This window comes from Rhodococcus sp. SJ-3 (genome assembly GCF_051918125.1).
Lineage (GTDB): Bacteria > Actinomycetota > Actinomycetes > Mycobacteriales > Mycobacteriaceae > Rhodococcus.
Genome location: NZ_CM123306.1, coordinates 2,341,464 through 2,358,434, shown reverse-complemented (window position 1 = coordinate 2,358,434; position 16,971 = coordinate 2,341,464). Strand labels below are relative to the sequence as shown.

The following is a 16,971-nucleotide window of genomic DNA, read 5'->3' as shown; positions in this document are numbered from 1 at the left end:
GTTCACTTTCTGCTTGCCGGTCAGCCCGGCAGGCGCACCGGCATCAGGAGGTATGTGTAGGCGCTGTCGGGGGCAGCGAACGTACCCGACTCGTCGGGCACCGGCTCCTCATCGGTGGCGGGACGCAGCACGGCCGGACGGCTCGATGTGGTGAAGCCGAAGGACACCTTGTCGGTGTGCAACGACGTCAGACCGTCGAGCAGATATCCCGGGTTGAATGCGATGACCATCGGCTCGCCGTGGAACTCGGCCGGGTGCGATTCCTCGGCGCGCCCTGCATCGTCGCCACCGGCCGAGAGCAACACGCTGCCCTCGCTGAACTCGAGGCGGACCTGTGCTCCGCGTTCGGCGACGAGCGCAACGCGCTTGATCGCCTCGACCAGCGGTGCGATCTCGACCGTGGCCATCGCGGTGTGTTCGCTCGGGAGCAGCTGACGGAACTTGGGGAATTCGGCGTCGAGAAGCCGCGTTGTGGTGCGGCGGCCGTCGGCGACGATGCCGAGCAGACCGTCGGCCCCGACCGAGGAACCGCTGCCGAGTGCCAACTGGACCACTGGACTCGACGCTCCACCAACTGTTTTCGCGGCTTCGGAAAGGGTCTTCGCGGGCACCAGCACTGCAGAACTGGTGCTTTCACCGGTGGGCATCCACTCGAGCTTGCGCACCGCGAGCCGGAAACGGTCGGTGGCCGCGAGCACCATGTCGGTGCCCTCGATCTCGACACGGATGCCGGTGAGCATCGGAAGGGTGTCGTCCTTGCCTGCCGCAACCGCGACCTGGCCGATGGCCTCGGCGAACAGATCTCCGGACAGGGCACCCGTCTGCTGAGGGAGCTCGGGAAGCTGCGGGTAGTCCTCGACGGGCATCGTCGGCAGGGAGAACTTGGCGCTACCGCAGGTGATGAGCACGCGGGTGCCGTCGAGGATGACATCCACAGGCTTGTTGGGGAGTGCACGGGTGATGTCGGCGAGCAACTTGCCCGAGACGAGCACCTGGCCCGGCGTGATGACCTCGGCCGGGACGTGAACCTGCGCGGAGACCTCGTAGTCGAAGCCCGAGACGGTCAGGCCCTGCTCATCGGCTCCGAGAAGCACTCCACCGAGCACCGGAACCGGTGGGCGCGACGGGAGGCTTCGTGCCACCCATGCGACAGAGTCGGCGAAGTCCTCGCGAGCAACACGAAACTTCATGCTTCCAAGCTCCATCGCCCGGGGGATCCTCTCTCGATCGTGGTCATCGACAAGTCTTACGAGTCTGACACACGGCCCCGACTCCATTGCTCGGCGTCGGGGATGCGGCTCCACGGTAGGCCCTCGAGCGCTGCTTGGAAAGCCGGACCTCGTTGCGAGGGCACGACTCTCGAGGGCCTGTGGACTCGAGGGATCCACACACCTGTTTTGAAAGAGTATTTCTGAGAAGAACTCACAGAAGTAGTAATAGGTCCTGTGGAATCTGTGGACGAACGACCGTCTACGCTGGTGGCGAGGTCTTCTCGAGGCGTTCGACTCGAGGATGAACTCGAGGAATTCTCGAGGATGAATGTGGACTCCTCGAGACTGTTCTACTTCTGTCCACCGTTCGTCCACAAAGATCCCACGTTCTGCACACCGTTGTCCACAAGTGTGAGTGGGTCTGTTTTCTCGAGATCCGGGATGGAATCGAGGGGTTGCCCACAGGCTGTGGACAGAAAAAATCGGAAGCGCCGGGTCGGCGCTTCCGATTCGTGGTTGGTCCTGCAGTGGGTCTCGGCTACCGCTTCGAGCGCTGCTTGATGCGGGCTGTGAGCTCCTGCACCTGGTCGTAGATCTTGCGTCGCTCGGCCATCTCCTTGCGAATCTTCTTGTCCGCGTACATCACTGTGGTGTGGTCGCGCCCGAACGTCTGGCCGATCTTCGGCAGCGACAGGTCGGTGAGTTCACGGCACAGGTACATCGCGATCTGCCTGGCCTGGGCCAACGGGCGTGCCTTACCCGGCCCGCACAGATCGTCGATCGAGATGCCGAAGTACTCGGCGCAGACCGCCATGATCGTCGAGGCGTTGATCTCGAGTGCCGTCGAATCGGGCATCAGATCGCGAAGCACCACTTCGGCGAGGGTCAGGTCCAGTGGCTGCCTGTTGAGGGACGCGAACGCAGTGACCCGGATGAGTGCACCCTCGAGTTCACGGATGTTGCGCTCGATCCGGCTCGCGATGAGCTCGAGCACATCGTGCGGCACATCGAGCCCGTCCATCCGCGCCTTCTTACTGAGGATGGCGATGCGCGTCTCGAGTTCGGGTGGCTGGACATCGGTGATCAGACCCCATTCGAACCGGGTTCGTAGCCGCTCCTCCAGCGTGGCCAACTGCTTGGGCGGCCGGTCCGAAGAGACGACGATCTGCTTGTTCGCGTTGTGGAGGGTGTTGAACGTGTGGAAGAACTCCTCCTGGATTCCTTCCTTTCCTTCGATGAACTGGATGTCGTCGACGAGGAGAATGTCCGTCTCGCGGTATCGGCGTTTGAACGCGACCTTGCGGTCGTCCCGCAGGCTGTTGATGAAGTCGTTCGTGAACTCTTCCGTCGAGACGTACTTCACCCGCATTCCGGGAAAGAGTCGCTGTGCATAATGCCCCGCGGCGTGCAGGAGATGCGTCTTGCCCAGGCCGGACGCACCCCAGATGAACAGCGGGTTGTACGCGCGGGCCGGAGCTTCGGCGATCGCCACGGCCGCGGCGTGCGCAAATCGGTTCGACGCACCGATGACGAAAGTGTCGAAGGTGTATTTCGCGTTGAGACTGCTGCTCCCGATCGCTGGCGTTTCGGGAGGCGGCGGCTGAGTGAAGTAGGACGGCCAGGACTCACGTACCGCGGTGAGCGCTTCGTGATCGTCGTCGACCTCGTCGACGTCCCCGTGGTCGGGTTCGAAGGGTTCGTGGTCGTAGCCGGGTCCGAAACGGCGAGGGTGGAGGCTCCTGCCGTCGACAGCGGGCATTGCGTCGCGGGGAGTGCGCCGTTCCCGGGTTTCGGTGTCGCGACGTGCCGTTTCGCGGGATCTGACCTCACGAGAGGTGGGTTCGGTCGGAAGTCCCTCCAGCGGCAATGTGTCGCGAGGTTCGGCGTAGGGGTCCTCTGCGGGGTCGTCGACCCGCTCGCGGGGTTCGACGCGGACTCCGAGTCCTTCTACTCCCTGTCCGAGGTTGCGGTTGAGTACCCGCAGGATGGGCTCGCGCAGATCCCGCTCGATCGATTGCTGCGCCAGCGTGGACGGTACCGACAGCAGCGCGAAGCCCTGGGCCAGGGTGATGGGTTTGACGAGGTTGAGCCACGCCTTCTGGCTCTTCGACAATCCACCGTTGTCCACGGTGAGCTCGGAAACGACGTCCGCCCACACATCGGCAAGCGCGTTAGGCTCGTCGTTCACGAAGCTTCCTCCCACAGAGTCGACCGGATTTCCACATGATTATCCACAGGTGTGGACAACCAGGGGAAACGGCCCGGTCGGGTTGGGGATTCGATGCGCAAGCTGTGGTCAGCGCAAGTTGTGTACAGGGTGCAACCGCAATTGTCATCGGCGACGCCGGCTGCGATGGCCTGTCGTGAACCCAGTGTGGCACACGGTTGGCAGGGCGGCAGCGATCCCCCTCGACGCCATGATCGATACCTTACCCCACAGTGACTGCAGTCACAGGTCGTCTCGAAAGGTTCGGCGGAATTCGGATCGGCGTGTCGAGTTGCGTGAGCGGGCGGCTCGCGGTTTGATTTCGCGCCCGGACCCGAGTAGCCTCGAACAGTCACTCGTACTGCAGTGGCTGGTCTGTGCTGTGTCACTACGCGCGGACCATGCGAAATTCCGTAAACGTTGGACCAATGGCGCCTCCCGGTGCCGCAGATTATCGAGGAGTGTTGACCGTGGCCAAGGGCAAGCGGACGTTCCAGCCGAACAACCGACGCCGCGCGCGCGTTCACGGCTTCCGTCTCCGGATGCGGACCCGTGCGGGCCGCGCCATCGTGACGGCGCGTCGCCGTAAGGGCCGCGCTTCCCTCACCGCCTGATCCTGTAACCGGGAGCTCGGGGTGTTACCTGAGCCGTATAGACTGCGGCGCCGTTCGGATTTCTCCGAAGCCGTGCGCCGTGGTCGTCGTCAGGGGCGTCGAGATCTCGTTGTGCACGCGCTTTCGCGGGAGCAACCGGATTTCGTAGTGAGTGGTGTCGGCGGTCCTCGTTTCGGACTCGTCGTGAGTAAGGCTGTCGGGCCGGCGGTGATTCGACATCGAGTCGCGCGCCGGCTTCGTCATATCTGCGTGGAGCTGGTCGAGTCGATTCCCGAAGGCACCGATGTGGTGTTGCGCGCCTTGCCGGGCGCGGCTACCGCCGAATCCCGCGATCTCGAGCGTCAAGTCCGCTCGGGGCTGCTACGTCTCGGGATTCTCGAGGACGAGGGACGCCGGTGAACTCGCGCGGATGGAGTGCTGCGCTGCGAGCGGTCCGTACTGCCCCGGCTCGGGCGTTGATCTTCTGCATCGAGCTCTATCGCGTCTATGTGTCGCCGACTCGGATGCCGACCTGCCGATTCTTTCCCACCTGCAGCGAATACGCCGTCGACGCGCTGCGGATGCGGGGTGTCGTCGTGGGTTCTGCACTGACGGCTGTGAGACTGCTCAAGTGTGGACCCTGGCACCCTGGCGGTTGGGATCCGGTGCCGGAGCGCCGACACCGACATTCCCCAGCGGGAACCTGAGCGGCGCCTGAAGACCTGAGACCGACGCCGTTGCGTGGCGATCATGGACGACCAGAGGAGTACCTAGAGCCGTGCTCGACTTCATCTACTATCCCGTGTCCTGGATCCTGTGGGTCTGGCACAAAGCCTTCTCCTTCGTGTTGGCGCCCGACAGCGGACTGACCTGGGCGCTCTCCGTGGTGTTCCTCGTCTTCACCCTGCGCGTCATCCTGTACAAGCCGTTCGTGAAGCAGGTCCGCACGACGCGCCAGATGCAGGAACTGCAGCCGCAGATCAAGGCGTTGCAGAAGAAGTATTCGAACGACCGCCAGCGTCAAGCGCTCGAGATGCAGAAGCTGCAGAAGGAACACGGTTTCAACCCCTTGATGGGTTGCCTGCCGATGTTGCTGCAGGTGCCCGTGTTCATCGGTCTGTTCCACGTGCTCCGCTCGTTCAACCGCACAGGGACGGGGCTCGGTCAGCTCGGACTGACACCGGAGGAGAACGCACAGCTCGGCAACTACGCCTTCAGCCCGGAGGACGTCCAGTCGTTCCTCAGCGCGCGTATCTTCAACGCGCCGATCTCGTCGTGGATCACTCAGCCGATGGCATCACTTCAGGCCTTCACCGTCGACGGAGGAGACCTGCCGTCCCGCTGGGACATCGCGATGGTGGCGGTCCCGCTCATGGTGATCGCGGGTATTGCTACGCACTTCAACTCGCGTGCTTCGGTGGCCAGGCAGAGCGCTCAGGCTGCGGCCGCACCTCAGGCCGCCATCATGAACAAGCTGGCCTTGTACGTATTCCCCCTGGGTGTGCTCGTCGGTGGTCCGTTCCTGCCCATCGCGATCCTCCTCTACTGGGTGAGCAACAACGTCTGGACCTACGGTCAGCAGCACATCGTCTTCCGGCGGATCGACAGCGAGGAAGAAGCGAAGCGTGAGGCGGCGCTTGCACGCCGGAACGAGAATGCACCCAAGCCGGGGGCACGGCCCACCAAGAACAAGAAGAAGGGCGGCGCAGCTGCCGCACCGTTGGCTGCCGAATCTTCGTCCGAGGATTCATCGACCAACGATGACGCCGCACAGGCCCCGGATGTGTCGCTGAAGAAGACCGATCCCCAGGGCGGAAAGACTTCCGGCACGAGTACACCGAAGCCTGGCAGCCGTCCCAAGAACTCCAAGCGCAAGCGGCGCTGATCGAAGTAGAAGAGAGCTGAATATGGCCAGTGACCTGGACAAGGCACAGGAGGACCTCGAGGTGACTACCGAGCCGCGGGATGCAGAACTCGACGTGGATGACGACGATGATCTGATCGAAGAGGGCGAGATTGCCGGCGACTACCTCGAACAGTTGCTCGACGTACTCGATTTCGACGGCGACATCGACCTGGACGTCGAGGGCGACCGTGCGGTGGTCAGCATCGACGGAGGCAAGGATCTGTCCAAGCTCGTGGGACGGAGCGGCGAGGTTCTGGACGCGCTCCAGGAGCTCACGCGACTGGCAGTTCAGCAGGCCACCGGTGAACGCAGCAAGCTGATGCTCGATGTCGCCGGCTGGCGCGCGGGCAAACGGTCCGAACTGAGCGCTCTCGGTACGTCGGCCGCCAAGCGGGTTCTCGAATCAGGCGAGCGCGAGGAACTGACTCCGATGACGCCGTTCGAGCGCAAGATCGTGCACGATGCCGTTGCTCAGATCGACGGTGTGTCCAGCGAGAGCGAGGGCGCTGAGCCCAACCGGCGAGTCGTGATCATCCGAGACTGATCAACAGTTGATTCGAAGAGGAGCCCGGCCGGCCCGGGCTCCTCTTTTCATCGGTAGGCGCGACAGGTCGGTCCATTGTTTGTTGCACTACCCGTGTACGGGAGAGGATGTTTCACGTGGAACACGAAGAGTCCGACCTTCTCGCAATCGCTCACCGCGTCTTCGGTGACCGATTCGACCTTGCGCAGCGCTACCACGAGTCGTTGTCGACAGACGGTGTCGAACGTGGACTCATCGGCCCCCGCGAGGTTCCACGTCTATGGGAACGGCATATCCTCAACTGCGCGGTCCTCGGTGAATTGATCGAAGCGGACGAGAAAGTTGTGGATGTCGGAAGTGGGGCCGGCCTCCCCGGTATTCCGCTTGCAATCGCCCGGCCCGATCTTCGGGTGACGCTCGTCGAGCCGTTGCTGCGGCGTTCGGTGTATCTCGCGGAGTTCGTCGAGACGCACGGTCTCGAGAACGTGCTCGTGGTGCGCGGCCGCGCCGAGCAGCCAGGTGTGGTTCACGAAGCGGGCGGTGCCGATGTGGTCACGTCTCGGGCTGTGGCTCCGCTCGCCAAACTCGCGAAGTGGTCGATTCCCCTCATTCATGAGGGCGGGCGAATGCTCGCGCTCAAGGGAAGTTCAGCGGCTGAAGAGATCGAGCGGGATCGCGATGAACTTGCCAAGCTCGGAGCGGGAAACCTCGAGGTACTCGAGTGCGGTGCTGATCTCCTCGAGGTTCCCACGCTTGTGGTGAAAGCGGAGCGTATCGCTAAGCCTCAGCGACGCCGGAAGCGCTGACCGGTTTCACGTGAAACAGAACCCCTCCCCTCCCCCGCTGTGGCCGGAGGGGTTCTGCAATGTCCCGCTCTGGTGACTCCATCGCGCAAGAGTGTGGTGTGGGAGGGTGTCCCGATACCCCGCATTGCTTTCGTCACTGTGACAATTCGTGTCGGCTCGTTACAGCGAACTATCATCAGTGCATGAATTGCGTTGCTGTGCAGTAGTTTTCGATGACAATTCTCGAATTGCGTTGGTTCATAACCTTTTCCGTACTGATCGCAACCTCCTGGGGTCCGGAGGTCTCTCGCTGCGCTCGGTCTTCGTGGGTCATGTTTCACGTGAAACAGAGCGGCGCGTCCCTTGGTGTTGTTTCACGTGAAACCTGCGGACGTACGTTTCACGTGAAACAACGACGACGAGGTGTGGGCGGCGACGAGGTGTGGGCGGCGACGAGGTGTCAACGACACTGCCGAGAGTTCTTTTGACATACTTGAGCGCGAGCGAAGAAGTGGATGCGCCTCAAGTGTCGGGGATGCGCTGTGTAGGTCCCCCGTCCGGGCAATCCTTGCGAGGCCACGTCTTCGTCTGCAACCGCCGCGCATAGCAAGTATCGGAAGCGTGAAGGATGTAGCGTGCGAACCGAGCGGATCTATGTTTAAGGAGCGTTCTATGTCGGGTGGATCTGAATCCGCTGTTTCACGTGAAACCGAGGTCGCAAACGAAGACGACTTCTTTCCGGTCCCCGTCGATACCTTCTCGTCGATGGACACCCCGATCGGCGCGGCCGCGCATCGCGCGAGTCAGGTTCTGCACCCGAGTGAAGCAAACGCACTGCCCAAGCCACGTGAACGTCGCGTCCTCACCATCGCCAATCAGAAGGGTGGAGTCGGTAAGACGACAACGGCCGTCAACCTTGCCGCCGCCCTCGCGGTCCAAGGGCTCACCGTCCTCGTCATCGACCTCGATCCTCAGGGCAATGCGAGCACGGCATTGGGAGTGCCCCATCACTCCGGCATCCCGTCGAGTTACGAGATTCTGCTCGGTGAGGTGACTGCCGCGGAGGCCGTGCAACAGAGTCCCCACAGTGAACGACTCTTCTGCATTCCGGCGACGATCGATCTGGCGGGTGCCGAGATCGAACTCGTTTCGATGGTTGCGCGCGAGAACAGGCTCCGCAATGCGATCACGAAGGAAGCGCTCGGCGACCGCGACTACGACTACGTCATCATCGACTGTCCGCCGTCGCTCGGGCTGCTCACAGTGAACGCATTGGTCGCTGGGAAGGAAGTCCTGATCCCCATTCAGTGCGAGTACTACGCACTCGAAGGTGTCGGCCAGTTGCTCCGCAACATCGAACTCGTACAGTCACATCTCAATCCTGCGCTGCACGTGTCGACCGTTCTTCTGACCATGTACGACGGTCGGACCAAGCTCGCGGATCAGGTCGCAGCCGAGGTCCGTCAGCACTTCGGCGCCGCGGTGCTCCGGTCGGTGATCCCGCGCAGTGTGAAAGTCTCCGAAGCTCCCGGATACGGGACGACGGTTCTCGACTACGATCCAGGTTCGCGCGGTGCAATGAGTTACCTCGACGCAGGGCGTGAACTGGCGGCACGTGGGATTCAGGACAACCAGGGGAACCGATGAGTGCGACACGCAAGGGTGGGCTTGGACGCGGTTTGGCGGCATTGATTCCGACGGGCCCTCCCGTCGAGAGCTCTGACGATCCTGCACCCGCCACAGGTACCGCAACCAAGACGGATGCAGCCACCTCCGCATCCGGGAAGAAGTCGCCGGTCATCAAGACGCAGACACGGCGTCCGGGAAGTAGCTCCGGCTTCACGATCTCCCCGTCGGGCCTCGGGACCGCAGCGGCCGATGTGATCATCGGTGACGGGACGCCGGCCGCCGCCGGGAACACCGAGTCGGCAGCTTCCGAACCTGTCGGCCCCGACTCGACCGGCTCCGGTACGGAAACGAAAGCGTCGGAGCGACCCGACACCGCCGAACCCCTCCCCTCCCCCACCGGGGCGGTGTACCTCGAGATCCCGATCGACCGCATCGAGCGGAACCCGAAGCAGCCGCGTCAGGTGTTCGACGAGGAGGCGCTGGGTGAGCTCGTCCACTCGATCCGCGAGTTCGGGCTCATGCAGCCGATCGTCGTGCGCCGGATCGACGACGACCGGTTCCAGCTCATCATGGGCGAGCGGCGTTGGCGCGCGGCGCAGCAGGCCGAGCTCGAAACCATCTCCGCGATCGTTCGCGACACCGAGGACCACGCGCTCCTCCGCGATGCGCTCCTCGAGAACATCCATCGCGTGCAGCTCAATCCGCTCGAAGAGGCCGCAGCGTACCAACAGTTGCTCGAAGAGTTCGAAGTCACCCACGAGGAACTCGCAGCACGCATCGGCCGCTCGCGTCCCGTGGTCACCAACATGATCCGGCTTCTCAAACTTCCCATTGCCGTCCAGCGTCGTGTCGCGGCGGGGGTGCTCTCGGCGGGTCACGCTCGCGCACTGCTCTCCCTCGAGGCCGGAGCGGATGCCCAGGAAGTGCTCGCCGCGCGCATCGTGGCCGAAGGTATGTCGGTACGTGCCACCGAGGAAGCCGTCGTCCTCGCGAATCGGGCAGGCACACCCGACGTGGCGGCTCCTGTGCGGCGGAAGCCGATCCAGATGCCCGGATTACAGGACGTCGCTGAACGGCTGTCGTCGTCGTTCGATACCCGCGTCACCGTCAGTCTCGGCAAGCGGAAGGGCAAGATCGTGGTGGAGTTCGGGTCGGTCGACGATCTCGAACGCATCGTGACCCTGATGGAATCGCAGCAGCCGGGCGCCCGTCAGAACCCTTCTTGACTCCCCACCGGAGCAGGACGGCTGTCTAGACCAGAGGTGGAGGCGAAGGAATCGCGTGTCGACACGAGTCACACCGCTCTCGTTGAGTGGTATCGATCGGTTGCCGCGGCACTCCCGGCGGTGTGTGTTCTGGGAGATGGATCCCGACACTGTCGATGAGGCGCGCGGATTTTCGGACCCAGAGTTCGAGAAGGAGGCGTGGCTGTCGACGGTCATGCTGCAATGGGGTTCCTGCGCGCAGATCGCGACCGTCGGCGACAAAGTGGCCGCGTGCGCGTTCTACGCGCCGCCCAATATGGTTCCCCGGGCACAGTTGTTTCCCACTTCGCCGGTGAGTGCCGACGCGATTCTCCTGACAACCATGCGGATCGAACCGCATGCCCAGGGACTCGCGGTGGGGGCCGACCTGATTCGCGCCGTCGTGGACGATCTCGTACGGCGGAATGTGCGTGCGCTCGAAGCGTTCGGTATAAGAGCGGACACTGTAGCGGATTCGCTCGGTGACACGCCGTCGGCAACGGCAGCGAACACCTGCTCGCCGCACGAGTGCATGATCTCCGCTGATTTCCTCGAGGACATGGGGTTCGATGTGGTCGCGCCTCATCACCGGTATCCGCGCCTGCGACTCGAGCTCGACCGCGACCACGGCTGGAAGGAAGAGGTCGAAGCTGCCTTGGATCGGTTGATCGAGGCCGCATCGATCACGGTCGAGGATTTTGCAGGCAGGGCGACGGTGGGTGTGCAGTAGCGTCCTCACGCAAAATGGAGAGGCCCCCTCAGCGAGGGGGCCTCTCCATTTTGCGAGTGAGACTTACCGCGTCTCGGTGATCGACAGCTCTTCTGCGAGCAACTCGGCGAAGGTGTACGTCCCGGTCGGCTGGTCGTCCTGACCGAGCAGGTACAGGCGCTTGACCGCGATGAGTACCGCCTCGGCGATCGTGTCGCGGTGACGTGGGTCGGCGAGCACCATCGCGTCGTGTGCGTTGGTGAGGTAGCCGAGATCGATCTGGATCGTGGGCATATTCGTCAGCCGCAGAAGATCCCAGGTTCGTCCGTGGCTGCGGCAATCCTGGAGAGGTGTGCGCGCGACGATCTCACGCTGGATGTACCCGGTGAGGACCTGGCCGATCATCGATTCGGAGCCGTGCGAATTGCCGTAGTGGAAACTGGCGATTCCGCTTGCCACCGGATTCGAACTCGCGTCGCAGCGCAGCGAGATCATCAGGTCGGCGCCGAACGCGTTGGAGGTACCGGCGCGCTCGATGTCTGTCGGGTTCGCGTGATAGGGCCTCGACAGGAAAGTCTCCATGCCGGTGGCCGCCATGCGCCCTTCGAGCCTGCGAGCGAGATCCCACAGGATGTCCGCTTCCGAGATGGTGCCGTGCGGGCTGCGGAGAACGATCCCGTGGTGATTACCACCGAGGCCCGGGTCGATGACGATCCGTTTGCCGCTGAGCTGAGGACCGGACCGCCGGACGATCTCTTCCTCACTGATGGCGTGCGGCGACCCCCCCGACACTCGCGTGCCGAGGAGCTCGAGTGCCCGCAGAGTTTCGGGTCCGCAGATGCCATCGGGTGCGAGACCGATCTCCTTCTGGAACGAGCTGAGACCGGAGTGGGTGCGGGGGCCGAAGTATCCATCGACCCGATCCACGTAGAACCCGAGATCCTGAAGGCGCGTCTGCAGTGCTGCGACGTCGTCCCCGTAGAGGGGCGCCGACAGCTGATAGATCAGTGTGCGTGCACCGAGACGGTACGACGCTTCCTTCAGCGACCGATATGTTGCCGGGCCGACGATGCCGTCGACGAGCAGACCACGCTGCTGCTGGAAGGCGCGAACGGCACCGTCGAGCTCATGATCGAAGGTGACGTCGGAGCCGACCCACTCGTCGGCGACCTCGGCTCCGCCGTGAAGAAACCCCAATCCGGCCAGGGTGTTCCTGATCTCGGCTACAGCAGGGCCGTGATCGCCGTGACGAAGAGGGCGCATGTGTCGGGGGCCTTTCCGTGCTGACCGGAGTGCCCAGCACGCGCGGGGCAGCATCGAACGGAATTGTCTCAGATACGCCCGGGACCATGTCCACGGGCGCTCGATCCTGGGACGTTACTACAGGACCTCGTCGAGCTCCCGGAGCAACGCCGCTTTCCCCTTCGCCCCGACGATCGTCTTCACGGGCTTGCCACCGGAGAACAGGATCATCGTGGGGATGGACATCACCTGGTAGTCGCGTGCAGACGAAGGGTTGGCATCGATGTCGAGCTTGGCGACAGTCAGCTTCTCGCCGTGCTCCCCCGCGATTTCCTCGAGGACCGGGGCAACCATCTTGCAGGGACCGCACCACGTCGCCCAGAAATCGACGAGCACAGGCTTGTCGGCCTGCAGTACGTCTTCGACGAAGGACGAGTCGGTGATGTTGACGGTGTTTGCCATGTTGTTCTCCTGCGCAGTGATGGTTGGGATCGAGAAGGGCGCTCTATGCCCGGTGTTCTATGCCTGGGCAGCGACCGGCTCGGCCGCTTCGCGATTGGCGACGAGCCAGCGTTCGGCGTCGATGGAAGCGGAGCAGCCCGTGCCCGCGGCAGTGATCGCCTGGCGGTACGTGTGGTCGACGAGATCGCCGGCTGCGAAGACGCCGGGCACGGATGTCGCCGTACCGGGTGCGGAGACCAGCACATAGCCTTCGTCGTCGAGACCGACCTGGCCCGCGACCAGCGAACTCCGCGGATCGTGGCCGACGGCGACGAACAGACCGGTCACGGCGAGATCGCTGCGCTCGCCCGTCACAGTGTCTTCGATGACGAGGTTGGTGACGCTGTTCTCACCCTGGACCTCGGCGACGGTCGCATTGGTGAGGAAGCGGATCTTCTCGTTCGCGCGTGCACGCTCGAGCATGATCTTCGAAGCGCGGAACTCTTCGCGCCGGTGGATGAGGGTGACGCTTCGTGCGAAGCGGGTGAGGAACGTGGCCTCTTCCATGGCCGAGTCGCCGCCACCGACGACGGCGATGTCCTGATCACGGAAGAAGAAGCCGTCGCACGTGGCACACGCGGAAACACCGCGGCCGAGGAGTTTCTCCTCCCCCGGCACCCCCAGGTAGCGAGGCTCGGCGCCCATCGCGAGGATGACCGCGCGGGCGCTGTAGGTCTCGCCGTTCGCGACGACGGTCTTGATCGGGCCCCGCAGATCCATCTCTTCGACGTCTTCGGTGCGGATATCCGCGCCGAATCGCAGAGCTTGTTCACGCATCTGATCCATCAGCTCTGGGCCCATGATCCCTTCGCGGAAGCCCGGGAAGTTCTCGACCTCGGTGGTGGTCATGAGTTCGCCACCGAACTGGGTTCCTTCGAACACGAGCGGCGAGAGTTCGGCACGAGCCGCATAGATCGAGGCGGTGTATCCGGCCGGTCCCGAGCCGACGATGATGAGGTCGTGGATCGTGGGCGAAGTCGTCATGCGAACCTTCCTGGGTCGGGTGCTGTGGGTGGGACGCAGTCAGCGGCCACAGTCGTCCGTGCAGGTGAGGCCACGGCCGAGCTTCAAGTATCAACACCAGGGTAAACGGTGTTGTTCCCTGCTCGCCGTGCCTCACGCCACAGTTGCTGCGGACGATCCCGCGCCGTCCTCCGAAGCGCCCGATCAGGCCGGTGCGCGACGGACCTCAGACAGTCGTCGTGGGGGCGTCCTCCAAGGTTCTGCGGATGACGCAGTGGGTGCCGGTGTAGATGGTCGGCATGCACTTGTTGCAGTGGATGCACAGCCCCTCGTGCGCGGTCGCATTGCGGAACTTGTCGACCACATCCGGGTCACGCAGTAGCGCTCGACCCATCGCGACGAACTCGAACCCCTCGTCCAGAGCGGTCTCCATCGTGTCGAGGCGGTTGATGCCGCCGAGCAGGATCAGCGGCAGCGACAGCTCCGACCGGAACTGGCGGGCCATCGGCAGGAAGAAGGCCTCCTCGAACGGAAGTTTCGGGAAGATCTTCGGGCCGTAGAGTTTCAGGCCCCACCCGACAACCTTGGCTTGCGACGCGACGAATTCCTTCATCGGGACGTCGCCGCGGAAGAAGTACATGCCGTTCAGGAGCGAGCTGCCGCCCGTGAGTTGCATCGCGTCGATGTGGCCGTCGGATTCGATGAGTCGTGCCATGGGCAGCGACTCGTCGAGCCATAACCCCTGGGGGACTCCGTCTGTCATGTTGAACTTCGCGATGACGGCGATCTTGTCCCCCACCGCGCGTCGTACCGCCTCGAGCACCCGGCGCGGGTATGCGGTGCGGTTGGCGATACTGCCGCCGTAGCAATCCTTGCGCTTGTTGAGGTTCGGGCTCATGAAAGAGCTCAGGAGGTAGTTGTGGCCGAGATGGACCTCGACCGCGTCGAAGCCCGCATCGACCGCATGGCGGGCCGCTGATGCGTAGCATTCGACGATGTCGTCGAGTTGCGCGAGCGATGCGCCGCGGACGAGACCCATTGCGGGTGCGCTGATCCGCGTCGACGGGGCGAGGGTGCTCATGCCGTTCGAGATCTGGTTGGCGACGAGGCCGGCGTGACCGATCTGCGCGGACGCGAGTGCCCCCTCGGCGTGGACGGCATCGGTGAGGCGCCGAAGGCCGGGAACGGATGCGCTGTCGAGAACGAGCGTGTCGCGGTGGACGCGACCGCTTGCGGACACCGAGCAGTAGGCGACGGTGGTCAGCGCTGTTCCGCCTCGCGCGACTTCGGCGTGGAACTCGATGAGTTCATCGCTGACTGCTCCACGAGGCATGACGCCTTCGAACGTGGCGGCTTTGATGATTCGGTTGCGGAGGGTGAGAGGTCCGAGCCGGGCGGGCTCGAAGACGGTGGGTCGCGGCGAAGTCATGCCCCTACTTTCGATGCCAGTGGTACCGTAATTAGAATCCGACTATAACGCGCGCGGCGCCGCTGACGCCACGATCCGTCCGAAGAGAAATGCAGACTGTATGTCCGATGCTGCTCCCGGGCGTCCCCGCGACCCTCGAATCGACGCCGAAGTGCTGGCCACTACCCGAGCGATGCTCGTCGAGGTCGGCTGGGACGGACTGAGTATGCGTGCACTCGCCGCACGCGCCGGTGTCGGCCGCGCGACCTTGACGCGGCGCTGGCCCACCAAGGCACACCTGGTTCTCCACGCGCTGCTCGGAGCGGCACCTGATCTCGAGCCGTACACGGGGATCGATCGCCGGGGCTGGATCGAATGGGTCGTCACCGGCAGTGTGGAACTCTTCTCCCGACCCGATGTGCGTGCTGCCCTGCCCGGGCTACTTGCCGCACTACGTGATCACGACGACCTCCGGAACGCGCTGTGGCGCACATTCAGTGGGCCGAGTACGGCCCTGTTCGCCGGCGAGACGGGTCACGACTCCGAGATCGATGCCCGCGCGATCCTGGTCATGGCGGCGGGCTCGGCGCTCTTTGCAGGGCTCATCGCCGCTGAAGACGACACCCCGGAATTACGAGCAAGGATCCTCGAGTTGCTGCTGCCCGCGGCCGAAGGCTGACCTATCGGAATCACCCCAGAACTTCGACCTGGATCGTCGCGGGATCGGTGGCTCCGCACCCCGTGCCCACCACGAGTGCCGTGATCTGCGGTGACTGCGGTCCGCCGAGCAGAATTGCGATGGCATCGGAATTGCCCACCCGGATCTCGCGCGAACCGAGAATCCGGCTGCCCGGATGGAATCCGTTCGCCGACAGACAGTCTCCCAGGCGATTCATCTCGGACAGCGGCCCGAGGCCGGTGGAGCCGACGATCTCTCGCAAGGACGCCGGGGTCAGTGCGTTCTCCCCGAGAGGGGAATCATCCTGCGACGGTGAGGTACCGGATGCGAGCGGTGGTCCGACGGAGTCCTCGGCAGCACCGATTCCGCGGAAGACGAGAGCGAACACGACCGCGAGGACCGCCGCGGCACCGATACCCGCCACCGCAAGGGCCCGTCGGTCGAGCCGCCTCTCTCCGTGATGCCGTCCGAGGCTGTGCAGCGTCGCGTCGAGACGCAGTGCGACATCGTGCGGTATGGGTTCGGCAGCGGGTTCATCACCCCACGCGCGTAATCGTGCTTGCACGGCATCGAGCCGGTCGATCACGGCCATGGCGTGGTGATCCTGCCTTACGATCGGCCACAGCCGATCGGCCAGTTCGTTGTCCAATGCCCCGGCGTGGAGATCAGCGAGTAGGTCGTCGGAGTACGGCGGACGTGGAAACTCGTCCTCGTTCATACGCATTCCTCCTCGGCGGCTCGGGTGCCCTCACCAGAGTAGGACGTACGCGGTTCACGATCGGTTCCCTCTGAATCGAAGGTCGTCGAGAACGAAGGCAAGTTTCTTTCGCCCGCGGGCGCAGCGGCTCTTGATAGTGCCCTCGGGGACACCGAGCCTGCGTGCTGCTTCCTTCACCGAATAGCCTTCGACGTCGACGGCCACCACCGCAGCGCGTTGCTCGGGTGGGAGCGCGAACAACGCGGCCTGCACGTCGAGGGTGATCTCGAGATCGGAAATTCGATTGTGCTCATCGCGGATCTGCTCGACACCATCGGGATAGCGTGCCGCGCTCGGACGTACCCGATTGCGGCGAATGCGGTCCAGGCACGCGTTGACGACGATGGAGTGCAGCCAGCTTCGCACGGCGGCATCATTTCGGTACGTGGCCGCCATCCGGTGCGCCGAGAGCATCGCATCCTGCATCGCATCGGCTGCGTCCTCATCCGAGTAACTCGTGCGCTTGGCCACTTGCCACAGACGGTCGCGGTGCCGAGATATCAACGCCTCGAACGCGGCCCTGTCCCCTCCGACATGAGCCGACAACAACTCTGCATCCGACATCTCTCCGATGTCGGGCACAGCGACTTTTGCGATCCCCCCGAAAATTCGCAC

18 protein-coding genes are annotated in these 16,971 nt (G+C 63.8%); 10 read left to right on the top strand and 8 right to left on the bottom strand.

Annotated elements, in window-relative coordinates; genetic code table 11:
* Positions 1-20: 20 nt before the first annotated feature.
* Both dnaN and dnaA read right to left on the bottom strand, forming a co-directional pair.
* Positions 21-1,205: a DNA polymerase III subunit beta gene (gene dnaN / locus ACTDXD_RS10850; RefSeq protein ID WP_440127037.1), complete on the bottom strand. Its 1,185-nt coding sequence runs from the start codon at positions 1,203-1,205 to the stop codon at positions 21-23.
* A gap of 544 nt (positions 1,206-1,749) precedes the next feature.
* Positions 1,750-3,399: a chromosomal replication initiator protein DnaA gene (gene dnaA / locus ACTDXD_RS10845; RefSeq protein WP_169689081.1), complete on the bottom strand. Its 1,650-nt coding sequence runs from the start codon at positions 3,397-3,399 to the stop codon at positions 1,750-1,752.
* A gap of 488 nt (positions 3,400-3,887) precedes the next feature.
* On the opposite strand from dnaA, the gene rpmH reads away from it, so the two are divergent.
* The 9 genes from rpmH (at position 3,888) to ACTDXD_RS10800 (ending at position 10,827) form a co-directional block, all read left to right on the top strand.
* The gene (gene rpmH, locus ACTDXD_RS10840) at positions 3,888-4,031 is read left to right on the top strand and encodes a 50S ribosomal protein L34 (protein WP_040744549.1); all 144 of its coding nucleotides are present in this window, start codon (positions 3,888-3,890) and stop codon (positions 4,029-4,031) included.
* 21 nt (positions 4,032-4,052) lie between these two features.
* Complete coding sequence (gene rnpA, locus ACTDXD_RS10835) at positions 4,053-4,430, top strand: ribonuclease P protein component (protein ID WP_440127036.1); 378 nt, start codon at positions 4,053-4,055, stop codon at positions 4,428-4,430.
* Entirely contained in the window at positions 4,427-4,717 is a 291-nt protein-coding gene (gene yidD / locus ACTDXD_RS10830; protein ID WP_440127035.1) for a membrane protein insertion efficiency factor YidD, read from the top strand. The genes rnpA and yidD overlap by 4 nt, the downstream gene beginning before the upstream one ends.
* 71 nt (positions 4,718-4,788) lie before the next feature.
* Positions 4,789-5,895: a membrane protein insertase YidC gene (gene yidC, locus ACTDXD_RS10825; protein WP_440127034.1), complete on the top strand. Its 1,107-nt coding sequence runs from the start codon at positions 4,789-4,791 to the stop codon at positions 5,893-5,895.
* Between the two features lie 22 nt (positions 5,896-5,917).
* Complete coding sequence (locus tag ACTDXD_RS10820) at positions 5,918-6,460, top strand: Jag family protein (protein ID WP_169689077.1); 543 nt, start codon at positions 5,918-5,920, stop codon at positions 6,458-6,460.
* Positions 6,461-6,567: 107 nt separating this feature from the next.
* On the top strand, positions 6,568-7,245 hold the full coding sequence (gene rsmG / locus ACTDXD_RS10815) for a 16S rRNA (guanine(527)-N(7))-methyltransferase RsmG (protein WP_440127033.1): 678 nt from the start codon (positions 6,568-6,570) through the stop codon (positions 7,243-7,245).
* A gap of 651 nt (positions 7,246-7,896) precedes the next feature.
* Positions 7,897-8,871: a ParA family protein gene (locus ACTDXD_RS10810; protein WP_440127032.1), complete on the top strand. Its 975-nt coding sequence runs from the start codon at positions 7,897-7,899 to the stop codon at positions 8,869-8,871.
* Entirely contained in the window at positions 8,868-10,079 is a 1,212-nt protein-coding gene (locus ACTDXD_RS10805) for a ParB/RepB/Spo0J family partition protein (protein ID WP_440127031.1), read from the top strand. The genes ACTDXD_RS10810 and ACTDXD_RS10805 overlap by 4 nt, the downstream gene beginning before the upstream one ends.
* Before the next feature lie 55 nt (positions 10,080-10,134).
* Entirely contained in the window at positions 10,135-10,827 is a 693-nt protein-coding gene (locus ACTDXD_RS10800) for a GNAT family N-acetyltransferase (protein ID WP_440127030.1), read from the top strand.
* Positions 10,828-10,890: 63 nt separating this feature from the next.
* On the opposite strand, the gene ACTDXD_RS10795 is transcribed toward ACTDXD_RS10800, so the two are convergent.
* The 4 genes from ACTDXD_RS10795 to ACTDXD_RS10780 form a co-directional block, all read right to left on the bottom strand.
* Positions 10,891-12,069, bottom strand: coding sequence for an N-acetylmuramoyl-L-alanine amidase (locus ACTDXD_RS10795; protein WP_440127029.1), 1,179 nt, complete (start codon positions 12,067-12,069; stop codon positions 10,891-10,893).
* A gap of 117 nt (positions 12,070-12,186) precedes the next feature.
* Entirely contained in the window at positions 12,187-12,510 is a 324-nt protein-coding gene (trxA, locus tag ACTDXD_RS10790) for a thioredoxin (RefSeq protein WP_169689071.1), read from the bottom strand.
* A 57-nt stretch (positions 12,511-12,567) separates the two neighbouring features.
* Complete coding sequence (gene trxB, locus ACTDXD_RS10785; protein ID WP_440127028.1) at positions 12,568-13,533, bottom strand: thioredoxin-disulfide reductase; 966 nt, start codon at positions 13,531-13,533, stop codon at positions 12,568-12,570.
* A 205-nt stretch (positions 13,534-13,738) separates the two neighbouring features.
* The gene (locus ACTDXD_RS10780; RefSeq protein WP_440127027.1) at positions 13,739-14,941 is read right to left on the bottom strand and encodes an NADH:flavin oxidoreductase; all 1,203 of its coding nucleotides are present in this window, start codon (positions 14,939-14,941) and stop codon (positions 13,739-13,741) included.
* A gap of 100 nt (positions 14,942-15,041) precedes the next feature.
* Between ACTDXD_RS10780 and ACTDXD_RS10775 the strand changes: the two genes are divergently transcribed.
* Positions 15,042-15,599 (top strand): helix-turn-helix domain-containing protein, encoded by a 558-nt coding sequence (locus tag ACTDXD_RS10775; RefSeq protein ID WP_440127026.1) that lies wholly within the window; start codon positions 15,042-15,044, stop codon positions 15,597-15,599.
* 10 nt (positions 15,600-15,609) lie between these two features.
* Here the strand turns inward: ACTDXD_RS10775 and ACTDXD_RS10770 are convergent, their stop codons facing one another.
* Together ACTDXD_RS10770 and sigM are read right to left on the bottom strand one after the other, a co-directional pair.
* Positions 15,610-16,317: a hypothetical protein gene (locus ACTDXD_RS10770; protein WP_440127025.1), complete on the bottom strand. Its 708-nt coding sequence runs from the start codon at positions 16,315-16,317 to the stop codon at positions 15,610-15,612.
* A 54-nt stretch (positions 16,318-16,371) separates the two neighbouring features.
* A complete protein-coding gene (gene sigM / locus ACTDXD_RS10765) occupies positions 16,372-16,971 on the bottom strand; it encodes an RNA polymerase sigma factor SigM (protein WP_440127024.1) in 600 nt (199 codons plus the stop codon).

What these genes read in the sequence shown, in the direction of transcription:
- dnaN (WP_440127037.1), bottom strand. Translation starts at nt 1,205, where the DNA reads ATGGAGCTTGGAAGCATGAAGTTTCGTGTTGCTCGCGAGGACTTCGCC.
- ACTDXD_RS10820 (WP_169689077.1), top strand. Translation starts at nt 5,918, where the DNA reads ATGGCCAGTGACCTGGACAAGGCACAGGAGGACCTCGAGGTGACTACC.
- rsmG (WP_440127033.1), top strand. Translation starts at nt 6,568, where the DNA reads ATGTTTCACGTGGAACACGAAGAGTCCGACCTTCTCGCAATCGCTCAC.
- ACTDXD_RS10810 (WP_440127032.1), top strand. Translation starts at nt 7,897, where the DNA reads ATGTCGGGTGGATCTGAATCCGCTGTTTCACGTGAAACCGAGGTCGCA.
- ACTDXD_RS10805 (WP_440127031.1), top strand. Translation starts at nt 8,868, where the DNA reads ATGAGTGCGACACGCAAGGGTGGGCTTGGACGCGGTTTGGCGGCATTG.
- ACTDXD_RS10795 (WP_440127029.1), bottom strand. Translation starts at nt 12,069, where the DNA reads ATGCGCCCTCTTCGTCACGGCGATCACGGCCCTGCTGTAGCCGAGATC.
- trxA (WP_169689071.1), bottom strand. Translation starts at nt 12,510, where the DNA reads ATGGCAAACACCGTCAACATCACCGACTCGTCCTTCGTCGAAGACGTA.
- trxB (WP_440127028.1), bottom strand. Translation starts at nt 13,533, where the DNA reads ATGACGACTTCGCCCACGATCCACGACCTCATCATCGTCGGCTCGGGA.
- ACTDXD_RS10780 (WP_440127027.1), bottom strand. Translation starts at nt 14,941, where the DNA reads ATGACTTCGCCGCGACCCACCGTCTTCGAGCCCGCCCGGCTCGGACCT.
- ACTDXD_RS10775 (WP_440127026.1), top strand. Translation starts at nt 15,042, where the DNA reads ATGTCCGATGCTGCTCCCGGGCGTCCCCGCGACCCTCGAATCGACGCC.
- ACTDXD_RS10770 (WP_440127025.1), bottom strand. Translation starts at nt 16,317, where the DNA reads ATGAACGAGGACGAGTTTCCACGTCCGCCGTACTCCGACGACCTACTC.